General features: G+C 64.1%; 27 protein-coding genes. 15 read left to right on the top strand and 12 right to left on the bottom strand.

Features of this window, described 5'->3' with window-relative positions; genetic code table 11:
- Window positions 1-10 precede the first annotated feature (10 nt).
- Window positions 11-589 (bottom strand): thymidine kinase, encoded by a 579-nt coding sequence (locus tag NSO95_RS04205; protein ID WP_257594908.1) that lies wholly within the window; start codon window positions 587-589, stop codon window positions 11-13.
- A 154-nt stretch (window positions 590-743) separates the two neighbouring features.
- On the opposite strand from NSO95_RS04205, the gene NSO95_RS04200 reads away from it, so the two are divergent.
- Window positions 744-2,351 (top strand): AbgT family transporter, encoded by a 1,608-nt coding sequence (locus NSO95_RS04200; RefSeq protein ID WP_257594907.1) that lies wholly within the window; start codon window positions 744-746, stop codon window positions 2,349-2,351.
- Between the two features lie 6 nt (window positions 2,352-2,357).
- Here the strand turns inward: NSO95_RS04200 and rbfA are convergent, their stop codons facing one another.
- From rbfA to pspF, 10 genes are all read right to left on the bottom strand, one after another.
- The gene (rbfA, locus tag NSO95_RS04195; RefSeq protein WP_257594906.1) at window positions 2,358-2,753 is read right to left on the bottom strand and encodes a 30S ribosome-binding factor RbfA; all 396 of its coding nucleotides are present in this window, start codon (window positions 2,751-2,753) and stop codon (window positions 2,358-2,360) included.
- Window positions 2,753-3,301, bottom strand: a complete 549-nt coding sequence (locus NSO95_RS04190; RefSeq protein ID WP_257594905.1) for a DUF1697 domain-containing protein — start codon at window positions 3,299-3,301, stop codon at window positions 2,753-2,755. Before NSO95_RS04190 ends, rbfA begins: the two co-directional genes overlap by 1 nt.
- Window positions 3,301-3,729: a PaaI family thioesterase gene (locus NSO95_RS04185; RefSeq protein ID WP_366518989.1), complete on the bottom strand. Its 429-nt coding sequence runs from the start codon at window positions 3,727-3,729 to the stop codon at window positions 3,301-3,303. Before NSO95_RS04185 ends, NSO95_RS04190 begins: the two co-directional genes overlap by 1 nt.
- On the bottom strand, window positions 3,722-4,309 hold the full coding sequence (locus tag NSO95_RS04180; protein WP_257594904.1) for a hypothetical protein: 588 nt from the start codon (window positions 4,307-4,309) through the stop codon (window positions 3,722-3,724). The genes NSO95_RS04185 and NSO95_RS04180 overlap by 8 nt, the downstream gene beginning before the upstream one ends.
- Window positions 4,310-4,347: 38 nt before the next feature.
- Window positions 4,348-6,849, bottom strand: a complete 2,502-nt coding sequence (gene infB, locus NSO95_RS04175) for a translation initiation factor IF-2 (RefSeq protein ID WP_257594903.1) — start codon at window positions 6,847-6,849, stop codon at window positions 4,348-4,350.
- Window positions 6,850-6,872: 23 nt separating this feature from the next.
- On the bottom strand, window positions 6,873-7,628 hold the full coding sequence (locus NSO95_RS04170) for a DUF448 domain-containing protein (RefSeq protein ID WP_257594902.1): 756 nt from the start codon (window positions 7,626-7,628) through the stop codon (window positions 6,873-6,875).
- Window positions 7,609-9,246 (bottom strand): transcription termination factor NusA, encoded by a 1,638-nt coding sequence (gene nusA / locus NSO95_RS04165; protein WP_257594901.1) that lies wholly within the window; start codon window positions 9,244-9,246, stop codon window positions 7,609-7,611. Before nusA ends, NSO95_RS04170 begins: the two co-directional genes overlap by 20 nt.
- On the bottom strand, window positions 9,246-9,815 hold the full coding sequence (rimP, locus tag NSO95_RS04160; protein ID WP_257594900.1) for a ribosome maturation protein RimP: 570 nt from the start codon (window positions 9,813-9,815) through the stop codon (window positions 9,246-9,248). Before rimP ends, nusA begins: the two co-directional genes overlap by 1 nt.
- Window positions 9,816-9,952: 137 nt before the next feature.
- Window positions 9,953-10,246, bottom strand: coding sequence for a hypothetical protein (locus NSO95_RS04155; RefSeq protein WP_257594899.1), 294 nt, complete (start codon window positions 10,244-10,246; stop codon window positions 9,953-9,955).
- Between the two features lie 88 nt (window positions 10,247-10,334).
- A complete protein-coding gene (gene pspF / locus NSO95_RS04150; protein ID WP_257594898.1) occupies window positions 10,335-11,366 on the bottom strand; it encodes a phage shock protein operon transcriptional activator in 1,032 nt (343 codons plus the stop codon).
- Window positions 11,367-11,512: 146 nt separating this feature from the next.
- On the opposite strand from pspF, the gene NSO95_RS04145 reads away from it, so the two are divergent.
- The 14 genes from NSO95_RS04145 (at window position 11,513) to NSO95_RS04080 (ending at window position 16,375) form a co-directional block, all read left to right on the top strand.
- Window positions 11,513-11,674: a hypothetical protein gene (locus NSO95_RS04145; RefSeq protein ID WP_257594897.1), complete on the top strand. Its 162-nt coding sequence runs from the start codon at window positions 11,513-11,515 to the stop codon at window positions 11,672-11,674.
- 77 nt (window positions 11,675-11,751) lie between these two features.
- Entirely contained in the window at window positions 11,752-12,585 is an 834-nt protein-coding gene (pspA, locus tag NSO95_RS04140; RefSeq protein WP_436278020.1) for a phage shock protein PspA, read from the top strand.
- Window positions 12,586-12,588: 3 nt separating this feature from the next.
- Window positions 12,589-12,885, top strand: coding sequence for an envelope stress response membrane protein PspB (gene pspB / locus NSO95_RS04135; protein ID WP_257594894.1), 297 nt, complete (start codon window positions 12,589-12,591; stop codon window positions 12,883-12,885).
- A complete protein-coding gene (gene pspC / locus NSO95_RS04130; RefSeq protein ID WP_257594893.1) occupies window positions 12,882-13,259 on the top strand; it encodes an envelope stress response membrane protein PspC in 378 nt (125 codons plus the stop codon). The genes pspB and pspC overlap by 4 nt, the downstream gene beginning before the upstream one ends.
- Before the next feature lie 25 nt (window positions 13,260-13,284).
- Entirely contained in the window at window positions 13,285-13,551 is a 267-nt protein-coding gene (locus tag NSO95_RS04125; RefSeq protein ID WP_257594892.1) for a hypothetical protein, read from the top strand.
- Between the two features lie 22 nt (window positions 13,552-13,573).
- Window positions 13,574-13,885, top strand: coding sequence for a hypothetical protein (locus tag NSO95_RS04120; RefSeq protein ID WP_257594891.1), 312 nt, complete (start codon window positions 13,574-13,576; stop codon window positions 13,883-13,885).
- Entirely contained in the window at window positions 13,885-14,211 is a 327-nt protein-coding gene (locus NSO95_RS04115; RefSeq protein ID WP_257594890.1) for a hypothetical protein, read from the top strand. The genes NSO95_RS04120 and NSO95_RS04115 overlap by 1 nt, the downstream gene beginning before the upstream one ends.
- Window positions 14,211-14,552, top strand: coding sequence for a hypothetical protein (locus NSO95_RS04110; protein WP_257594889.1), 342 nt, complete (start codon window positions 14,211-14,213; stop codon window positions 14,550-14,552). Before NSO95_RS04115 ends, NSO95_RS04110 begins: the two co-directional genes overlap by 1 nt.
- A complete protein-coding gene (locus tag NSO95_RS04105; RefSeq protein WP_257594888.1) occupies window positions 14,549-14,854 on the top strand; it encodes a hypothetical protein in 306 nt (101 codons plus the stop codon). Before NSO95_RS04110 ends, NSO95_RS04105 begins: the two co-directional genes overlap by 4 nt.
- Window positions 14,851-15,129, top strand: coding sequence for a hypothetical protein (locus tag NSO95_RS04100; protein WP_257594887.1), 279 nt, complete (start codon window positions 14,851-14,853; stop codon window positions 15,127-15,129). Before NSO95_RS04105 ends, NSO95_RS04100 begins: the two co-directional genes overlap by 4 nt.
- Before the next feature lie 34 nt (window positions 15,130-15,163).
- Window positions 15,164-15,403 (top strand): hypothetical protein, encoded by a 240-nt coding sequence (locus tag NSO95_RS04095; RefSeq protein WP_257594886.1) that lies wholly within the window; start codon window positions 15,164-15,166, stop codon window positions 15,401-15,403.
- Window positions 15,400-15,573: a hypothetical protein gene (locus tag NSO95_RS04090; RefSeq protein ID WP_257594885.1), complete on the top strand. Its 174-nt coding sequence runs from the start codon at window positions 15,400-15,402 to the stop codon at window positions 15,571-15,573. Before NSO95_RS04095 ends, NSO95_RS04090 begins: the two co-directional genes overlap by 4 nt.
- Before the next feature lie 42 nt (window positions 15,574-15,615).
- Window positions 15,616-16,023 carry a SufE family protein gene (locus NSO95_RS04085; RefSeq protein ID WP_257594884.1) on the top strand — a complete coding sequence of 136 codons (408 nt, stop codon included), beginning with the start codon at window positions 15,616-15,618 and terminating at the stop codon, window positions 16,021-16,023.
- Window positions 16,024-16,027: 4 nt separating this feature from the next.
- Window positions 16,028-16,375 (top strand): YbaN family protein, encoded by a 348-nt coding sequence (locus NSO95_RS04080; protein ID WP_257594883.1) that lies wholly within the window; start codon window positions 16,028-16,030, stop codon window positions 16,373-16,375.
- Window positions 16,376-16,377: 2 nt separating this feature from the next.
- On the opposite strand, the gene NSO95_RS04075 is transcribed toward NSO95_RS04080, so the two are convergent.
- Window positions 16,378-16,896 carry a sterol desaturase family protein gene (locus NSO95_RS04075; RefSeq protein WP_257594882.1) on the bottom strand — a complete coding sequence of 173 codons (519 nt, stop codon included), beginning with the start codon at window positions 16,894-16,896 and terminating at the stop codon, window positions 16,378-16,380.
- Window positions 16,897-16,932 lie beyond the last annotated feature (36 nt).

Below are 16,932 nucleotides of genomic sequence, written 5' to 3'. Positions count from 1 at the left end.
GCGCGCGCGGTCAACCCGCCAGAGCCTCGCTGAAGTGCTTGCGGCAGAGGGAGACGTAGCGATCGTTGCCGCCGATCTCGGTCTGCGCGCCCTGCTTGACCGCAGCCCCGCTGGCATCGACCCGAAGGTTCATCGTCGCCTTGCGCCCGCAGTGGCAGATCGCTTTCAGTTCGGTCAGCGAATCCGCAATGCCGAGCAGTGCAGCGCTGCCAGGGAAGAGCTCGCCCAGGAAATCGGTGCGCAGGCCGTAACACAGCACCGGAATGCGCGCCTCGTCCGCCAGCCGGGCGCATTGCCACACCTGATCCTTGGTCAGGAACTGCGCCTCGTCGATCAGCACACAATGCAGCGGCTCCGCGCGGTGCGCCGCCATCACCCGCGCCCACAAGTCGGTGTCCGGCTCGAACAGGTTCGCCCCCGCTTCCAGCCCGATCCGGCTGGCGATCGGCTTGCCATCCGACCGATCGTCGAGCGCGGCGGTCCACAGCATCGTCGCCATCCCGCGTTCGCGGTAATTGAAATCCGCCTGCAGCAGCGTGGTCGATTTCCCCGCGTTCATGCTGGCGTAGTAGAAATAGAGCTTGGCCATGCCGCACAGCTACCGCTGGCAGGCCCGCCGGGCGAGAGCCTGCGGCAAATATTCAACAGACGCATCGTTCACGGGGGCGACAGGCGCAGGCGGCAATGCTAGCTCCTCGCAAGAGCAACGCTGCACAGGCAGCACAAGTCATGGGGAGTGCAAAGTGGCAGAGGCGGTAGCGGCACCGGTGCAGAAGGGCATTCTGGGATGGATCGAGCGGACGGGAAATCGCTTGCCCGATCCTGTTTTCCTGTTCCTCTATCTCATTGCCGGCCTGATGATCGTGTCGGTTGTCGCCTCGCTCGCCGGATGGTCCGCCGTCCACCCGACCGAAGTGGACGAAGCGACCGGTCAGGCAACGGTGATCACCGCAACCTCGCTACTTTCGGCGGAGAACATCCGCCGCCTGTGGGTCGAGATGCCGACCACCTTCACCCATTTCCACCCGCTGGGTTACGTGTTGGTTGTCATGCTGGGCGCAGGCGTGGCCGAACGCGCCGGGCTGTTTGGCACCGCAATGCGTGCCGGGGTGCGCAATGCGCCGACATATCTGCTGACGCCGATCGTCGCGCTGGTCGGGATGATCGGCAACCTCGCTGCAGACGCTGCTTACGTTGTGCTGATCCCGCTCGCCGGGATCATTTTCCATGCCGCCGGACGCCATCCGATCGCCGGTATCGCAGCGGCCTTTGCGGGCGTTTCGGGCGGGTTCTCCGCCAATCTGCTGCCCGGCCAGCTCGACGCGCTGCTGTTCGGCATCACCGAAGCGGCGGTGGAGAGCGTGTTTGGCGAGTTCACCGCCAATATCGCGGGCAACTGGTACTTCATCGTCGCGATGACCTGCGTGTTCCTGCCGGTCATCTGGTACGTGACCGACCGGATCATCGAGCCGCGGCTGGGCAAATGGACCCCCGCGATGCGCGGCGATACCGAGCCAGAACCCGAGCAGGATCGCCCGCTCACCGATGGCGAGCGCAAGGGCCTGCGCTGGGCGGGCCTTGCGGTGCTGGCGGTCGTCGGGCTGTGGCTGGTCTTCACGCTCGGGCCGGGCACGCCGCTGATCGACCAGACGGCCACGCCCGAAGCGCGGCTGACACCCTTCTACCAGAGCCTCGTCGGCGGGTTCTTCCTGCTGTTCCTGCTGGCCGGCTGGGCCTACGGCAAGGCGGCGGGCACGATCGGAGACCACCGCAGCCTCGTCAAGATGATGGCCGATTCGATGGGCGACATGGCCTATTATCTCGTCCTCGCCTTTGCCGCAGCGCATTTCGTCGCGATGTTCGGCTGGTCCAACCTCGGGCTGATCATGGCTGTCGATGGCGCCGACGCCCTGCGCTCGTCGGGTCTGCCGATGTGGGCGCTGCTGGTGGCGATCGTCCTGTTCACCGCGTTGCTCAACCTGTTCGTCGGCTCGGCCAGCGCCAAGTGGGCCCTGCTCGCCCCGGTGCTGGTACCGATGCTGATGCTGCTCGGGATCACCCCGGAGATGACCACCGCCGCCTATCGCGTGGGCGATAGCGCGACCAACATCATCACCCCGCTGATGGTGTATTTCCCGCTGATCCTGATCTTCTGCCAGCGCTGGCAGAAGGACTTCGGCCTCGGCAGCCTGGCTGCGACCATGCTGCCCTACTCGGTCGGACTGCTGCTGGTCGGGCTGGTTCTGGTCGGCGCATGGGTCGGGCTCGATCTGCCGCTCGGTCCGGGTGCGAGCGTGTTCATGGAGGTGCCGGCAGCGACCGCCTCGGCCACACAGGTGGCGACCGATTAGCCGGGTTCAGTCCTCTTCGAGGTCGCGCGCCACCTTGGGATCGCGCAGCAGGGCTTCGATCCGTTCGGCCTCGTCGAAACTTTCGTCGCCGCGAAACTTGAGCTTGGGGGCGAATTTGAGGCCGAGCCGCCTGGCCACCTCGCGCTGCAGGAAGGCGGTGTTCTGGCGCAGCGCCTTGACCACCTCGTCCTCGCTCTTGCCGAGCAGCGGCTTCACATAGGCGGTGGCATTGCGCAGGTCGGGGGTCAGGCGGACCTCGGTCACGCTGATATTGGCGGCGGAGACGGTTTCGTCATGCACCTCCTGCCGCGCGAGCAGTTCGGACAGGATATGCCGCACCCGCTCGCCCACCTTGAGGACGCGGACCGAATGCTGTTCGGCGGTGAATTGCTGTCGTGCCATCAGGCCACCATCTTTCCGAGTATCCGTTTGAGCGAGGTCATGTTGCGCGCGGTGCCCTTGCAGCGCAGCCGCCGCTCGAGCACCTTGTTCGACAGGCTCGATACACCCGCTCCATGGACATAGTCGAGAAACAGAACCCGGTTACCCAGCGCCAGTCGCTCGCTGCCCTTGGCGGCATGGTCCTCGATCAGCGCATCGACCGCGGACCGGTCCGGCTGCTGGCTGAGGAAGATCGAGTGAACCATCTTGTCCGAGCCATGCTGGGGCCCGGTGCCGTGGAACGGGTTTGCGTCGATGGCATAGTTGATCTCATCGGCGGTGCGCACCATGGCGCAGGACCTGAAGCCGAAGGCGCGTTCGACGAGGCTTTCCAGCTGGACTTCCAGCATCGCCGGTTCCCGGTCGTCGGTGAAGATGACATTGCCGCTGGCGGTGACGGTGGACACCTCACGGAATCCCGCATCGGTCAGCGTGGTGACGAGATCGACCATCCTGATCCGGTTGCCGCCGACATTGATGCTGCCCAGAAAGGCGACCAGCCGCGCCATCAGCTATCTCTTGAAGCTGCCACCGGGCGAGGCGTCGGGATCGCCGTGCTGGTCGCGCGGGCGAGCAATGTCCCGGCGGGATCGAACAGCTCGCCTTCGAGGAAGATCACCCGCCGCCCGCGCTTGATGACGCGGCCCTTGCCCACCAGCGGACCGGCGGGGACGGGTTTCAGGATGGTCATCGTCAGGTCGAGATTGAGCGGGGCCTCGGCATGGTCGGTCGCCCAGACATGCGCCCAGCCCATCACCTCGTCGAGGAACCCGGCAATCAACCCGCCCTGCACGCTGCCGCGCGGGGTGATGAAGCTGTCAGGCGCGCGGAAGCGCAAGGTGATTTCCTCACGCTCCCGATCGAAGCTGTCGAACTCGACTCCCATCAGCTCCGCATGCGCGGCGCCGAGGGCGTGATGTTGCGCTTGGTCAGTCACCCAGATATTCCCAATAGAACTTTTTGCGGGCGATATCGTAGTGCAGCAATGACGCATCGCCACATTCAAAACACTGCGCCGTACCAATTCCTCCATCGCCTGACGGATAGATATATTGGACGATGGAGCGACCTCTTTCCAATTCTCCTGTCAATATCCATTCATCAAAGAACCGAATACTAGACGAGCTGTCAGTTATTATTAAACCAAAACTTTGCGTCCCGTCACACCGTTCGATCAACACTATTCTAGCCACGCCAGATGTGCCATCGCCAAAGTCAAAATCCAATTTGAATGGATCAAATTTTAATGAAGCGAATGTTTCTTCAATCTCAAGTTGATCGGCCCGAAAAACGCCAACGTATGTGTTGCGATTCATTTGCGACAAGAAGCAAATCTGGTCAGAATTTGGGTCATTCTCGAATTTGCCTATGAGGTCTGCGGTCACACCCTCAGCACTAGTGCCCATAGGCCGGACCACAGCCTGCTTGTGCCACCAAGCTAGATGCTTATCCGACCCGTAAACAAATATTTCAGGCCTAGTTTCCGCAAGGCCCGAACCAGGGATCAGTGCGCTCATCCACACTAAGGCATGAAGCAACTTTCGCATACAGCCCCCTACAGCGTCCGTTCACGCTCCTCGACTTCGAACACTTCGAGCTGGTCGCCCGGCTTGATGTCGTTCGTATCGGCCAGCACCACGCCGCATTCGAGCCCGGCGCGGACTTCGTCCACGTCGTCCTTGAACCGCCGCAGCGAGGAGATGGTCGTTGCCGAAACAATGACATCCTCGCGAGTGAGCCGCGCGAACAGCCCCTTTCGGATGACGCCTTCCTCGACCAGCAGGCCGGCGGCCTTGTCCTTCTTCCCGGACTTGAAGACTTCCTTGACCAGCGCGCGGCCGACGACATGCTCGATCCGCTCCGGACCCAGCTCGCCTGCCATCTCCTTGGCGATTTCCTCGGTCAGGTGATAGATGACGTCGTAATACATCATCCGCACGTTATCGCGCTTCACCAGGTCGCGCGCCTTGGGATTCGGCCGCACGTTGAAGCCGAGGATCGGCGCATTCGATGCTGCCGCCAGCGTCACGTCGCTCTCGGTAATCGCACCGACGCCGGCGTGGAGCACGCGGACCTTGATGAGATCGTTCGAAAGGTTGTGCAGCGCGGTCACGATCGCTTCGACCGAGCCCTGTACATCCGCCTTCACCAGCACCGGGAATTCGATCACGTCCGAGGTCAGCCCTGCAAACATGGTATCGAAATTGGTCGGTGCCAGCGCGGTGCGCTTCTCGGTCGCCTTCTCGCGGCGGTATTCCGCCACTTCGCGGGCACGCTGCTCGTTCTCGACCACGGTCAGCAGGTCGCCCGCACCCGGCACGCCGCCGAGCCCGAGAACCTCGACCGGCATCGATGGCCCGGCTTCCTTGATCTGCTTGCCCTGGTCGTCGATGATCGCGCGGACCTTGCCGCTCTCGGTGCCGACGACGAAATTGTCGCCCCGCTTGAGCGTGCCGCGGGTGATCAGCACCGTAGCAACCGGGCCGCGGCCCTTGTCGAGCTGGGCTTCGATCACCGTCGCTTCGGCGTCACGGTCGGGCCGCGCCTTCAGTTCGAGCAGCTCGGCCTGCAGGTTGATCTTGTCGAGCAGGTCGTCGAGGCCGGTCTTCTTCAGCGCCGAAATCTCGACGTCCTGCACATCGCCCGACATCGCCTCGACGATGACTTCGTGTTCGAGCAGGCGCTCGCGGATCTTCTTCGGATTCGCCTCGGGCTTGTCGACCTTGTTGATCGCGACGATCATCGGCACGCCCGCCGCCTTGGTGTGATTGATCGCCTCGATCGTCTGCGGCATGATCCCGTCGTCGGCTGCGACCACCAGCACCACGATATCGGTGACATGGGCACCGCGCGCGCGCATTTCGGTGAAGGCGGCGTGGCCCGGCGTGTCGAGGAAGGTGATGGTGTGCCCGTCCTTCGTCTTCACCTGGTAGCTGCCGATATGCTGGGTGATGCCGCCGGCTTCGCCCTTGACCACATTGGCCCCGCGCAGCGCATCGAGCAGCGAGGTCTTGCCGTGATCGACGTGGCCCATGATGGTGACCACCGGCGGACGCGGCTTGAGCGTGTCCTCGGGATCCTGGTCTTCCGACGCGGTAATGTCGACGTCGCTTTCGGACACGCGCTGGATGTTGTGGCCGAATTCCTCGACCAGCAGTTCGGCGGTGTCCTGGTCGATCGTCTGGTTGACGGTGACCATCATGCCCATGTTGAACAGCGACTTGACCAGATCGGCACCTTTTTCGGCCATCCGGTTGGCGAGTTCCTGCACGGTGATCGCTTCGGGCACGATCACGTCGCGCACCTGCTTCTCGCGCGGAGCCGACGGCCCGCCGTGCATGCGGCGTTCCTTCTCACGCGCACGCTTGAGCGCGGCGAGCGAACGGGCGCGACGGCCCTCGTCCTCGTTCAATGCGCGGGTGACGGTCAGCTTGCCCGCACGGCGCTTGTCGGCCCGCTCTTCGGGCGCACTGCGCTTGTCTTCCTTTTTGGGCTTCTTTTCGGGTTTTTTGATTTCGGGGCGCGCAACCGGGCTGAACTTGCGCGGCGCGGGCACCCTGCTGCCCTCGGCGGTATCGGCGGGTGCGTCTTCGGAGCTTTCCTCGGCTGCCGGTTCGGGCTGCGCCTCTTCGACCGTCCGCGTCGCGGCCTCTACTTCCGCCTTGCGGTTGTCGTCCTGGCGCCGCTTCTCGTCCTCGACCGCCTTGCGCGCCTCTTCATCCTCGCGGCGACGCGCTTCCTCGGCCATCCGCAGCCGTTCTTCCTCGGCCTCGCGCTGCAGGCGCGCGACCCGTTCCTGCGGAGTTTCCGCAGCCGGATCTGGCCGCTTCGCGACCACCGGAGCGGGCGCAGGGGCAGGGGCCGGCGCGGGGGCTGGCGCGGGTGCCGGCGCAGGCGGCGGGGTTTCGCCTGGCTTCACGAGCGTACGACGCCGCTTCACCTCGACCGTCACCTTGTTGGTGCGGCCGTGGCTGAAGGTCTGCTTGACCTCGCCCGCATCGACCGACCTCTTGAGGCCGAGCGGTTTGCGGGCAGGTTTCTGTTCTTCGTCGCTCATAAAGCTCGTCTATCCTTAGTCATTCATTCGTCGTCATGCACCGGGGCTGCCGCCCCTGCGCTTGCGTGCGTCGATGGGGCTTGTCCCCCGGTGTAGTGCAACAGGCGCGCGAGGACCGAAGCGATCCGATCGGCCGCCCCGGCGTCTGCGCCCCGGCCCGCGACGCCCATGTGGACGACATTCTCGCGGCCCAATGCCACAGACAATGCTGCCCGGTCCAGAGGCAAGGTTACCCCTTGCTCGCCGCTTCCTTCCGCTTCGCGCCCGACACGCCACGCCTGATCGAGCTTCTTGCACCCGTCCTCGCGCGCATCGGCTGCGTGGAGCAGCAGTTCGATCCGCCCTTTGCGCGCCTGCTCGGCGATCCGGTCCGAGCCAAGGATCAGCGTACCGCTGCGCATGGCAAGGCCGAGCCGGTCGAGCAGCAGCTTGCGCAGTGCGTCCTCGATCCGCTGGGCAAGGTCGTCGGGTATGCTCAGCGCCGCGCCCTTGAACGCGCGCGCCAGGGCGCCCTTGAGCCGCCCCTTGGCCATTGCCGCCTCCAGTTCCGGGCGCGCAACGCCGATCCACGCGCCGCGACCGGGGGCCTTGGCGAGCGGATCGGGCAGCACCTCTCCGTCGGAAGAGATGGCGAGCCGCACCAGCGCCTCGCGCGGCGCAGTCTGCCCGGAAAGGATGCAGCGGCGTTCCGGGCAGGACCTGGCGGGCCCGGAAGTGTTCCGGGCCTCGGTAGTGTCAGCGATGTCGGAGCTTACGCACTCATTGCGGGGAGTCCGCATCGGCGGCCTCCTGAATTGCGGGTTCTTCGTCCTCGAACCAGTGCGCGCGGGCAGCCATGATAATCTCGTTGCCCTGCTCTTCGCTCAGGCCGTATTCGCCCAGCACCCCGCCCTTGTCCTGTTCGCGGATCGAGGGACGACGCATCGGCGGGCCTTCGGGATTGTTGCGGCGGCGCGGAGCCTCGCGCTTCTTGGCGATCAGTTCGTCGGTCGCGAGATCGGCGAGATCGTCGAGCGTCTTGATTCCCGCCTTGCCCAGCGTCACCAGCATCTGCTCGGTCAGATGCGGCATTTCGGCAAGCGCGTCCTCGACGCCCAGTTCGCGGCGCGCGGCACGCGCGGTTCCGGCCTGGCGATCGAGTGCTTCGATCGCACGGCTCTGGAGTTCCTCGGCGAGTTCCTCGTCGAAGCCTTCGATCGTCGCCAGCTCTTCGAGCTCGACGTAAGCGACTTCTTCCAGTTCGCTGAAGCCCTCGGCAACTAGCAGCTGCGACAGCGTTTCGTCGACATCGAGCTCTTCCTCGAACATCTTCGAGCGCTCGGCGAATTCCTTCGTCCGCTTCTCGCTCGCCTCTTCCTCGGTCATGATGTCGATCTGGTGACCGGTCAGCTGGCTGGCGAGCCGCACGTTCTGGCCGCGCCGGCCGATCGCGAGCGAAAGCTGGTCGTCGGGGACTACGACTTCGATCCGGCCTTCGTCCTCATCCAGCACGACGCGGGCGACGGTGGCGGGCTGGAGCGCGTTGACGACGAAAGTCGCGGTGTCTTCGCTCCACGGAATGATGTCGATCTTCTCGCCCTGCAGTTCCTGCACGACGGCCTGCACGCGGCTGCCCTTCATGCCGACGCAGGCGCCGACCGGGTCGATCGAGGAATCGCGGCTGATCACGCCGATCTTGGCACGGCTGCCGGGATCGCGCGCGGCGGCCTTGATCTCGATGATGCCGTCGTAGATCTCAGGCACTTCCTGCGCGAACAGCTTCTTCATGAAGTCCGGATGCGCGCGGCTGAGGAAGATCTGCGGGCCGCGGTTGTTGCGCTCGACCTTGGTGATGATCGCGCGCACGCGCTCGCCGACGCGGGCGGCTTCGCGCGGGATCTGCTGGTCACGGCGGATCACCCCTTCGGCGCGGCCGAGGTTGACGATCACATGGCCGAATTCGACCGACTTGATCACCCCGGTGATGACCTCGTTGGCGCGGTCCTTGAATTCCTCGAACTGGCGTTCGCGCTCGGCATCGCGAACTTTCTGGAAGATCACCTGCTTGGCGCTCTGCGCGTCGATGCGGCCGAGATCGACCGGCGGCAGCGGATCGACGATGAAGTCACCGACTTTCGCCCCGTCCTGCAGCTTCTGCGCCTGATCGACGCTGACCTGCTTGAAATAATCCTCGACCTCTTCGACCACTTCGACCACGCGCCACAGGCTGAGGTCGCCGGTCAGCGGATCGAGCTTGGCGCGGATGTCGTTTTCCGACCCGTAGCGGTTGCGCGCGCTCTTCTGGATCGCTTCTTCCATCGCCTCGATGACGATCGCCTTGTCGATCATCTTTTCCGAAGCAACCGAGTTCGCAATCGCGAGCAGCTCGGCCTTGTTGGCAGAAATTGCACTGGCCATCAGTCTTCAGCCTTCTCTTCTTCGTCGTCTTCTACAATGTCTTCGGCACCACTGGTGTCGAGCGGTTGCGTCGCGGCGATCAGCTCGTCGGTCAGAACGAGCTTGGCCGCATGTATGGTATCGAAGGGGAAAGCAAGCGCGCCGGCCTTCCTGTCCTCGACGGTAACGGTTTCACCCTCAATGCCGGCCAGGATGCCGCGAATATTGCGGTGTCCCTCTACCTTCGCATCGAGCGAAATCTTGACTTCGTGCCCCGCCCAGTTGGCAAAATCCTTGCGCCGGGTCAGCGGACGATCGATCCCGGGCGAGCTGACTTCGAGGTGATAAGCCCCTTCGACCAGAACCTCCCCCTGCTCCTCCAGCGCGTCGATCGCGTCGGACACGCGGCGGCTGAGCGCGGCGCACTGATCGATCACCAGCTGGCCCGTTGCCGGGTCCTCCGCCATGATCTGCAGCGCCATGCCGCCATCACCCGCTTCGGACGGCATCATCTTCACGCGCACGAGATCGAAGCCGAGCGCGCTCGCTTCGGGTTCGATCACTTCGGTCAGGCGCGCGATATCGGCCATCGGGTCTCCACATGGATCGACCTGTCGGACAAAGGTGCTTGGTGCCGGCCCCTCGCGGCGCCAGCCCCTTCGTTGTCTCAACAATGTCGGGATGGGTGGCCAGATAGGCGCACGATGCGCCAGTGGCAAGCCCTATTCTAGGCGCAAGTCGCCTTGGCTTCGCTTTCCAGCATCCGCAGCGAATCTTCCATCGCGTCGAGCTGGTTCGAATCGACCGCACGGTTCCACGCCATGTTGTAGCGTTCTTCCGCCGCCTTGCAGTTTGCGTCGGCCGCCCTGGCGACCTGTTCCTTGATCCCCGATGCTTCCACCGCCGCTTCGGCCACGACATCCGGGTTGTTGGACAGCCAGGCCCCGCCTGCACCGATCAGGATCACGGTCAACAGCCACAGGCCGGCGAAGACACCCAGGATGATCTTGATTGCACGCATGGTGGACCCCCTCCGACGAGCTTGCTGCACAGCTCCGAGCGAGAACCGGAATAGCGCTTTGAGGTCAAAATTGGGTAAACAGCCCCGTTCAATCGCCCTCGGCCAGCCCATGCTTTCTGATGCAGTGGCGCAGCTGGTCGTAGCTTAGGCCGAGCGCTTTTGCCGTCTGCCGCTGATTCCAGCGGTGTTTGCCCAGCGCGTGCTCGAGAATGCGCTTCTCGTGTTCGTCGACCGCGGCGCGCAAATCGCCGATGTGCTCGAGGTCGAGCGTCGGGCGGGCGTCGGCCGAAACGCTGGTGCGGAAATCCGGGGCTGTTCCCTGAGGGCGCGGCGGGGCGGCCGGCTTCCACGGACTTTCGAACGGGTCGAACTGGACATGGCCGATCGGCCGCTCCCAATCGTCCCACCGATAGACTGCGCGTTCAATGACATTGCGCAGCTCGCGCACATTGCCTGGCCACGGATAATCTTCCAGCTGCTGCTGGACATGGTCGGCAAAGCCCGGCCACGCCTCCCACCCGATCTCTGCCGCCATGCGCCGCCCGAAATAATCCGCCAGCACGCCGATATCGCCTTCGCGCACCCGCAGCGGCGGCAGGGTGATGACCTCGAAGCTCAGCCGGTCGAGCAGGTCGGCGCGGAACCGGCCCTGCTCGGCCATCGCCGGCAGGTCGTCATTGGTCGCCGCCACGATCCGCACATCGACGCGCATCGGCCGCGAGGAACCGATCCGGGTCACCTCGCCATATTCGACCGCGCGCAATAGCCGTTCCTGCGCGGCCATCGACAGCGTGCCCAGTTCGTCGAGAAACAGCGTGCCTTTGTCGGCTTCCTCGAACCTTCCCGCGCGAACCTTGGTAGCGCCGGTAAAAGCGCCTGCCTCGTGGCCGAACAGCTCGGCCTCGATCAGCGTTTCGGGCAGCGCCGCACAGTTCATGGTGACGAGCGGCTCGTCCCACCTAGTCGACAGGCGATGGAGGCGTTCGGCGATGAGTTCCTTGCCCGTCCCGCGTTCGCCGATGACCAGCACCGGACGGCGCATCGGGGCCGCGCGGCTGGTCCGCTCGACCGCGTCGAGGAACGCGCCGGACTGGCCGATGAACTGGTTCTCCCGCTCCATGCACCAAGATATAGGGATTTTTCCCAATTCATGGCAATACACACCAACATGTCGTTCGTCGAAAACTTGCAAACCGCTGCAATTGCCTGTGTTTTCGAGTTTGGCACGCCGCTTGCTGAAAGGTGAACAACACCAATCAGGAGGTAATGTCCATGTACGATCGCCGCTTCTTCCAGACCAAACTCGGTCAGGCCGCGATTGCCAGCGTCGCCGCGATGTGCGCCTTCGTCGCGCTGAGCACGCAGATGCAGGTAAACTCCACCGCCCATGCTGCCGAACTGCAGCACGAGGTCGTCGAACTGGCGTGAATGTGACCGCCGACAAGAACCCCCTAGGCCCGGAGCGTCCCGTGAAAGCCCAGCGCATCCAGTCCCCCGCGTCCCCGATGGCTTTCGGTGGCGCTCCGGTCCGCAACCCTCTTTCGCGGCTCGAAGCGGAGGTCGAACGCCTCCGCCAGAGCCCGACCCCAACCCAGTCGCCTTCCACCCGCGACCGGATTCAAGACGTCTTCAACTCCGGAGTACCCTTCATGGGAATTTTCAGCCGTACCCGCGACATCATCGCGGCCAATTTCAACGACATGCTCGACAAGGCGGACGATCCGACGAAGATGATCCGCATGATCATCCTCGAAATGGAGGAAACGCTGGTCGAAGTTCGCGCCAGCGCCGCGCGCACCATCGCCGACCAGAAGGAAATGCACCGCGCCACCATCAAGCTCGACCGGCTCCAGGCCGACTGGTCCGAAAAGGCGCAGCTGGCGCTGAGCAAGGACCGCGAAGACCTCGCCCGTGCCGCGCTGGTGGAGAAGAAGAAGGCCGCCGACATGTCGGACCAGCTCAAGGCGGAGATCGCGGTGCTCGACGATGCGCTGCGGGCCTACGAGAAGGACATCGAGAAGCTGCAAAGCCGCCTGCGCGAGGCGCGCAGCCGCCAGACCGCGATCGCCGCGCGCCTCGAAAGCGCCGAGAACCGGGTCAAGCTGCGCAGTCTGATGACGCACGAGCGGACCGACGATGCGCTCAGCCGCTTCGACCAGCTCGAACGCCGGGTCGATTACGCAGAAGGCCGCGCGGAATCGCTGGCGATTGCCGACGGCACCGGAACGCCGAGCCTGGCCGACGAAATCGCCGCGCTCGAAGGGGCCGACAAGATCGACGACGAGCTCGCCGAAATGAAGCGCGCGCTCGGCATGAGCGACGACACGAAGGAGGGCTAAGCCGTGGAAGAGGCTTTCGTAGTATTTGCAGGCATCGCGGCGATCATCTGGATCATCCTGCACTACATCACCAAGTGGAAGACCGCCGCGACGATCACCACCGACGACGAAGCGCTGCTCGACGACCTGTACCAGCTCGCCAAGCGGCTCGACGAGAGGATGGACACGGTCGAGCGACTGGTCGCTTCCGACCATCCTGATTTCGAGAACACGCGGCTCCTGCCGAACCGCGAAATCGACAACCAGCCGCTGCGCGAACTCGATCGCCTGCTGGCCGAACAGAAGGGGGAACGCCGGTGAACAGCCCGCGCATGACATTGTACAGGGACCCGTACCAGAAGAAGATCAAGGGCGTATGCGCCGGGATCGCCGAGTACAGCGGGGTCAACGCGATCTGGGTCCGCCTCGCCGCGCTGGCACTGATCGGGATCACAGGGCCAATAATCATTTTGGTCTATTTCATCATGGCGGTGCTGCTGAACAAGAAGCCGGCGCATCTCTATGCCGACGCGCAGGAGCAGAAGTACTGGCAGCGCGTGCGGCAGAATCCAAAGCGCACGACGCGGGAAATCCGCAGCCAGATGCGCGATGTCGATCGCCGGCTGGCCGAAGTTGAGAGCTATTACGTCAACAACAATCCGCGCCTGACCGCCGAAATCGAGCGGCTGCGCTGAGTAGGGGCCCGAGGGAGACTGTACGATGGAAGGCTGGATTGTTGCGCTCATCATGGTGTCTGCAGTGGGCGGCCCAGTTGCCCTGTGGGGGATCACCGACACCGTGCTCAAGCACCGCCGCAAGATGGCCGAGATCAAATACGGCCGCAGCGACAAGGAAGCCCGGCTCGCCGCCGACAAGGTCGAGCTGAAGGAAACCGTCGCCATGCTGCAGGACCGGCTGGCGGTGCTCGAAACCATCGCCACCGATCCGGCGCGGCGGACGGCAGAAGAAATCGAAGCGCTGCGCTGAAGCGCACAAGGGAGCAAAGACAATGGGCGAATTGATTGGACTGGTGGCGGTTTCTGCGCCTTTCCTGATGGTCCTCGGGATCGTGTGGATCGGTAGCCAGAAGAAGCTGGAAGAAAAGCGCATCGCCGCGACCGCCGAGATGAGCTCGGAGAAGGCGGCGCAATATGCCGCGCATACGGCAGAGCTGGAGCAGCGCGTCCGCGTGCTCGAACGGATCATCACCGATCGTGGCTACGATGTCGCGACCCAGATCGAGGCGCTGCGCGATGCCCGCCGCGTCGAGGACGACAACAACGGCGTGCCGCTCGGCCTCGAAAGCAGGGAGCGCGTGTGATGGAATGGATCGTTGGCATCATGTTGGTCAGCACGCTCGGATGGCTCGGCAACAACTGGATCCGCGCCAAACACGGCTACGAGCTTGAAGACGAGTGGGGCGGCAAGACCGGCATGGGAGAGAACGTGCAGACAAAGCAACTGCGCGAGGAGAACGCTGCGCTGAAAGGCCAGATCGACCAGATGCAGGACCGGATGGTCGTGCTCGAAAAAATCGTCACCGACCGCGGCTACGGCCTGCGCGAGGAAATCGAGGCGCTGCGCGACAGCCGCCCGCATACCGACAGCGGCGTGCCGCTCGACATCGCAAGGAAGGAACAGGTCTGATGGACCCCGAAGTCGCACAATTCCTGCCCCATCTGCCGTGGATCATCGGCGCCGCGCTGGCGCTCGGCGCCGCGGGTACATTCGGCTGGATCCACACTACAAGGCTGAAGATCAAGCACGGCTATCCGCTGGAGGGCATGTGGGGCCAATCGCTCAAACCCAGCACTGACGGCCAGACTGCCGAGAGGGTCAAGCTGCTGACCCAGGAAAACGCCGAACTGCGCGCCGAACTCGGTTCGATGAAGGACCGGCTGGCCAATGTCGAACGCATCGTCACCGACAGCGGTTACCAGCTGACGCATGAATTCTCGCGCCTCGAAAGCAAGGACCGCGTGCAATGAACATGCCCGAAGCCATCGCCTTCTGCGCGCTGATTATCGGACTGATCAGCGGGGCGGGCATCCTGCTTGATGCCTACCACCGCCGGCTCAAGCACCGCGAGAAGGAGCTCGAGTTCCAGGTCAAGCTGGCGGAGGCGGAAGGGCGGCAGAGGATCGCCGGGATGCCCCAGATCGAGGAACGCCTGCGCGTGCTCGAACGCATCGCGACCGAAAAGCCCAGCGACCTGACCGCCCAGATCGAACAACTGCGCGATCTCGACATGATCGATGGGCGGGCAGACAAGAAGGAGCTTTCAGCGTGAACATCAACTGGCCCATCGTGCTGCTGCTGTTCGCGATCGTGATGATCGTGATCGAACGCAACCGGACCGTGCGCGGTATGCGCGACGGCTCGAACGACGAGCGACCGGCCGACCCGGGCCCTGCGGATGATCGGCGCGCGGTGCGGCACGACCCCGAGACCGAGCGCGAACTCGAAGCGCTGCGCGAACGGGTCAAGGTGCTCGAACGCATCACCGTCGACAACCGCGAGGCCAGCTCGATCGCCGACGAGATCGAGAAGCTGCGCGACAAGTAACCGAAGTCCCCTGTTTGCAAGGGAGGAGTTGGACATGACCGAACAGATGATCATTGCACTGTCGACCCTTGCGGGCCTGACCATCTTCGCGCTCACCGCGATGCGCTGCTGGCAGGGCTGGCTGACGCTGAAGGAGCATGAGCTGGAACGCGGGATGCACCGCGTGCCCGAAATGGAGAACGGCTCGCCCGTCGGCGCCGCGCGGATCGAGATCGCCGACCTCAAGGAACGGCTGCGCAAACTGGAAGCCATCGCCAGCGGGGTAGATCTGTGAGCAAGGGCAGCGATGCGGCAACTGCGGGGATCGGTCTCGGCAGCGCGATCGCGGTCGCCATCAGCTGGAGCCTGCACCAGTCGGTCGTCTGGGCGATAGTCCACGGCATTTTCAGCTGGTTCTATGTGATCTACTACGTTCTCACGAGGCCGGGCGGGATTGGCGGCTGACCTGCCCTTTTGTTTTCGCCCGATGATCCCTAACTGGCGGTCATGCGCACGCTCAACGATATCGCCGAAGAATACGAGTTCCTCGAAGGCGACGAACGCTATCGCCTGCTGATCGAAATTGGCCGCGACCTCGAACCCATGCCCGATGCGCTCAAGACCGATGCGACGCTGGTGCGCGGATGTTCGGCCAGCGTGTGGGTCTATCCCACCGGCGATGCCGGAAAGCTGCACTTCCTCGCCGACAGCAATGCTGCGATTACCAAGGGAATCGTCGCGCTGGTGATCGCCGCCGTGCAGGATCAGCCCGCCGCCGAGGTCGCGGCGCTGGATTTCACCGCCGCACTCGAACCCTTCGATCTCAGGAACCAGCTCTCGTCCAACCGCACGCAGGGCCTGCCCAACATGATCGCGCTGGTGCAGCAGCACGCCGCCCGCATCGCGGCGACCTAGCCCCATGCGCCGCCTCTACTTGGCGGGGGGGATCATCGCAGTCGGGCTCGGCGCAATCGGTGCTGCGCTGCCGATCCTGCCGACCGTGCCGTTCCTGCTGCTGGCCGTGTTCTGCTTCGCGCGCAGCAACCCGGAATGGGAGCGCCGCATCCTCGACCATCCACAATGGGGGCCGCAAGTGCGCGACTGGACCGAACGGCGGGCCATCTCTCGCCGTGCCAAGACGATGGCGATCGGCGCGATGACGGTGGGCGCGGTGGTCACCTGGTACACGCTCGGCCACCCGTGGTACTGGATATCCGTGGCCGTGCTGGTGGTCGCCGGAAGCTGGATCGCGACGCGCAACGAGTAGCGTCAGGCCCCCACAGAATCGCGCACCACAGCAATCCCCGCTTCGCGCTGGACCTTCAGCTCCGCCTTCAGTCTCGCCGGATCGCGCGCTAGGAGGAAACCGAAGCTCACCCCGCCCTCCTTGCCGATCGTCGCGTGGTGCAGCTTGTGCGCCTGCACCAGCCGCTTGGCATAGCCGCGCTTGGGCACCCAGCGGAAATAGCGCTGGTGGACCAGCCCGTCGTGCACCAGCGTGTAGATGATGCCGTAGATCAATATGCCGATCCCGAACCAGGTCGCCGGAGCCCATGCCGAAGCGCCCGCCACCAGCGGACTGCCCCACATGAACATCGAAATGCTCATCGCCGCACCGACCAGGCCGTATAGGTCGTTCTTCTCGAACATGTTGTCATGCGGCTCATGATGGTCGCGGTGCCAGCCCCAGCCGAAGCCGTGCATGATATACTTGTGGCTCGACCAAGCGACGAACTCCATCGCGAGGACGGTGGTGATTACGGTGAGGATGGGGATCACGAACTGCATCACAGCGTCACTATAGAGCCGGCATCGCGCAGGGCA

Origin of the sequence: Parerythrobacter lacustris, assembly GCF_024626475.1 — a bacterium.
Taxonomy (GTDB): Bacteria; Pseudomonadota; Alphaproteobacteria; order Sphingomonadales; family Sphingomonadaceae; genus Parerythrobacter_A; species Parerythrobacter_A lacustris.
The sequence above is the reverse complement of the archived record's forward strand: the minus strand, read 5'-3'. Positions and strand labels throughout refer to the sequence as shown.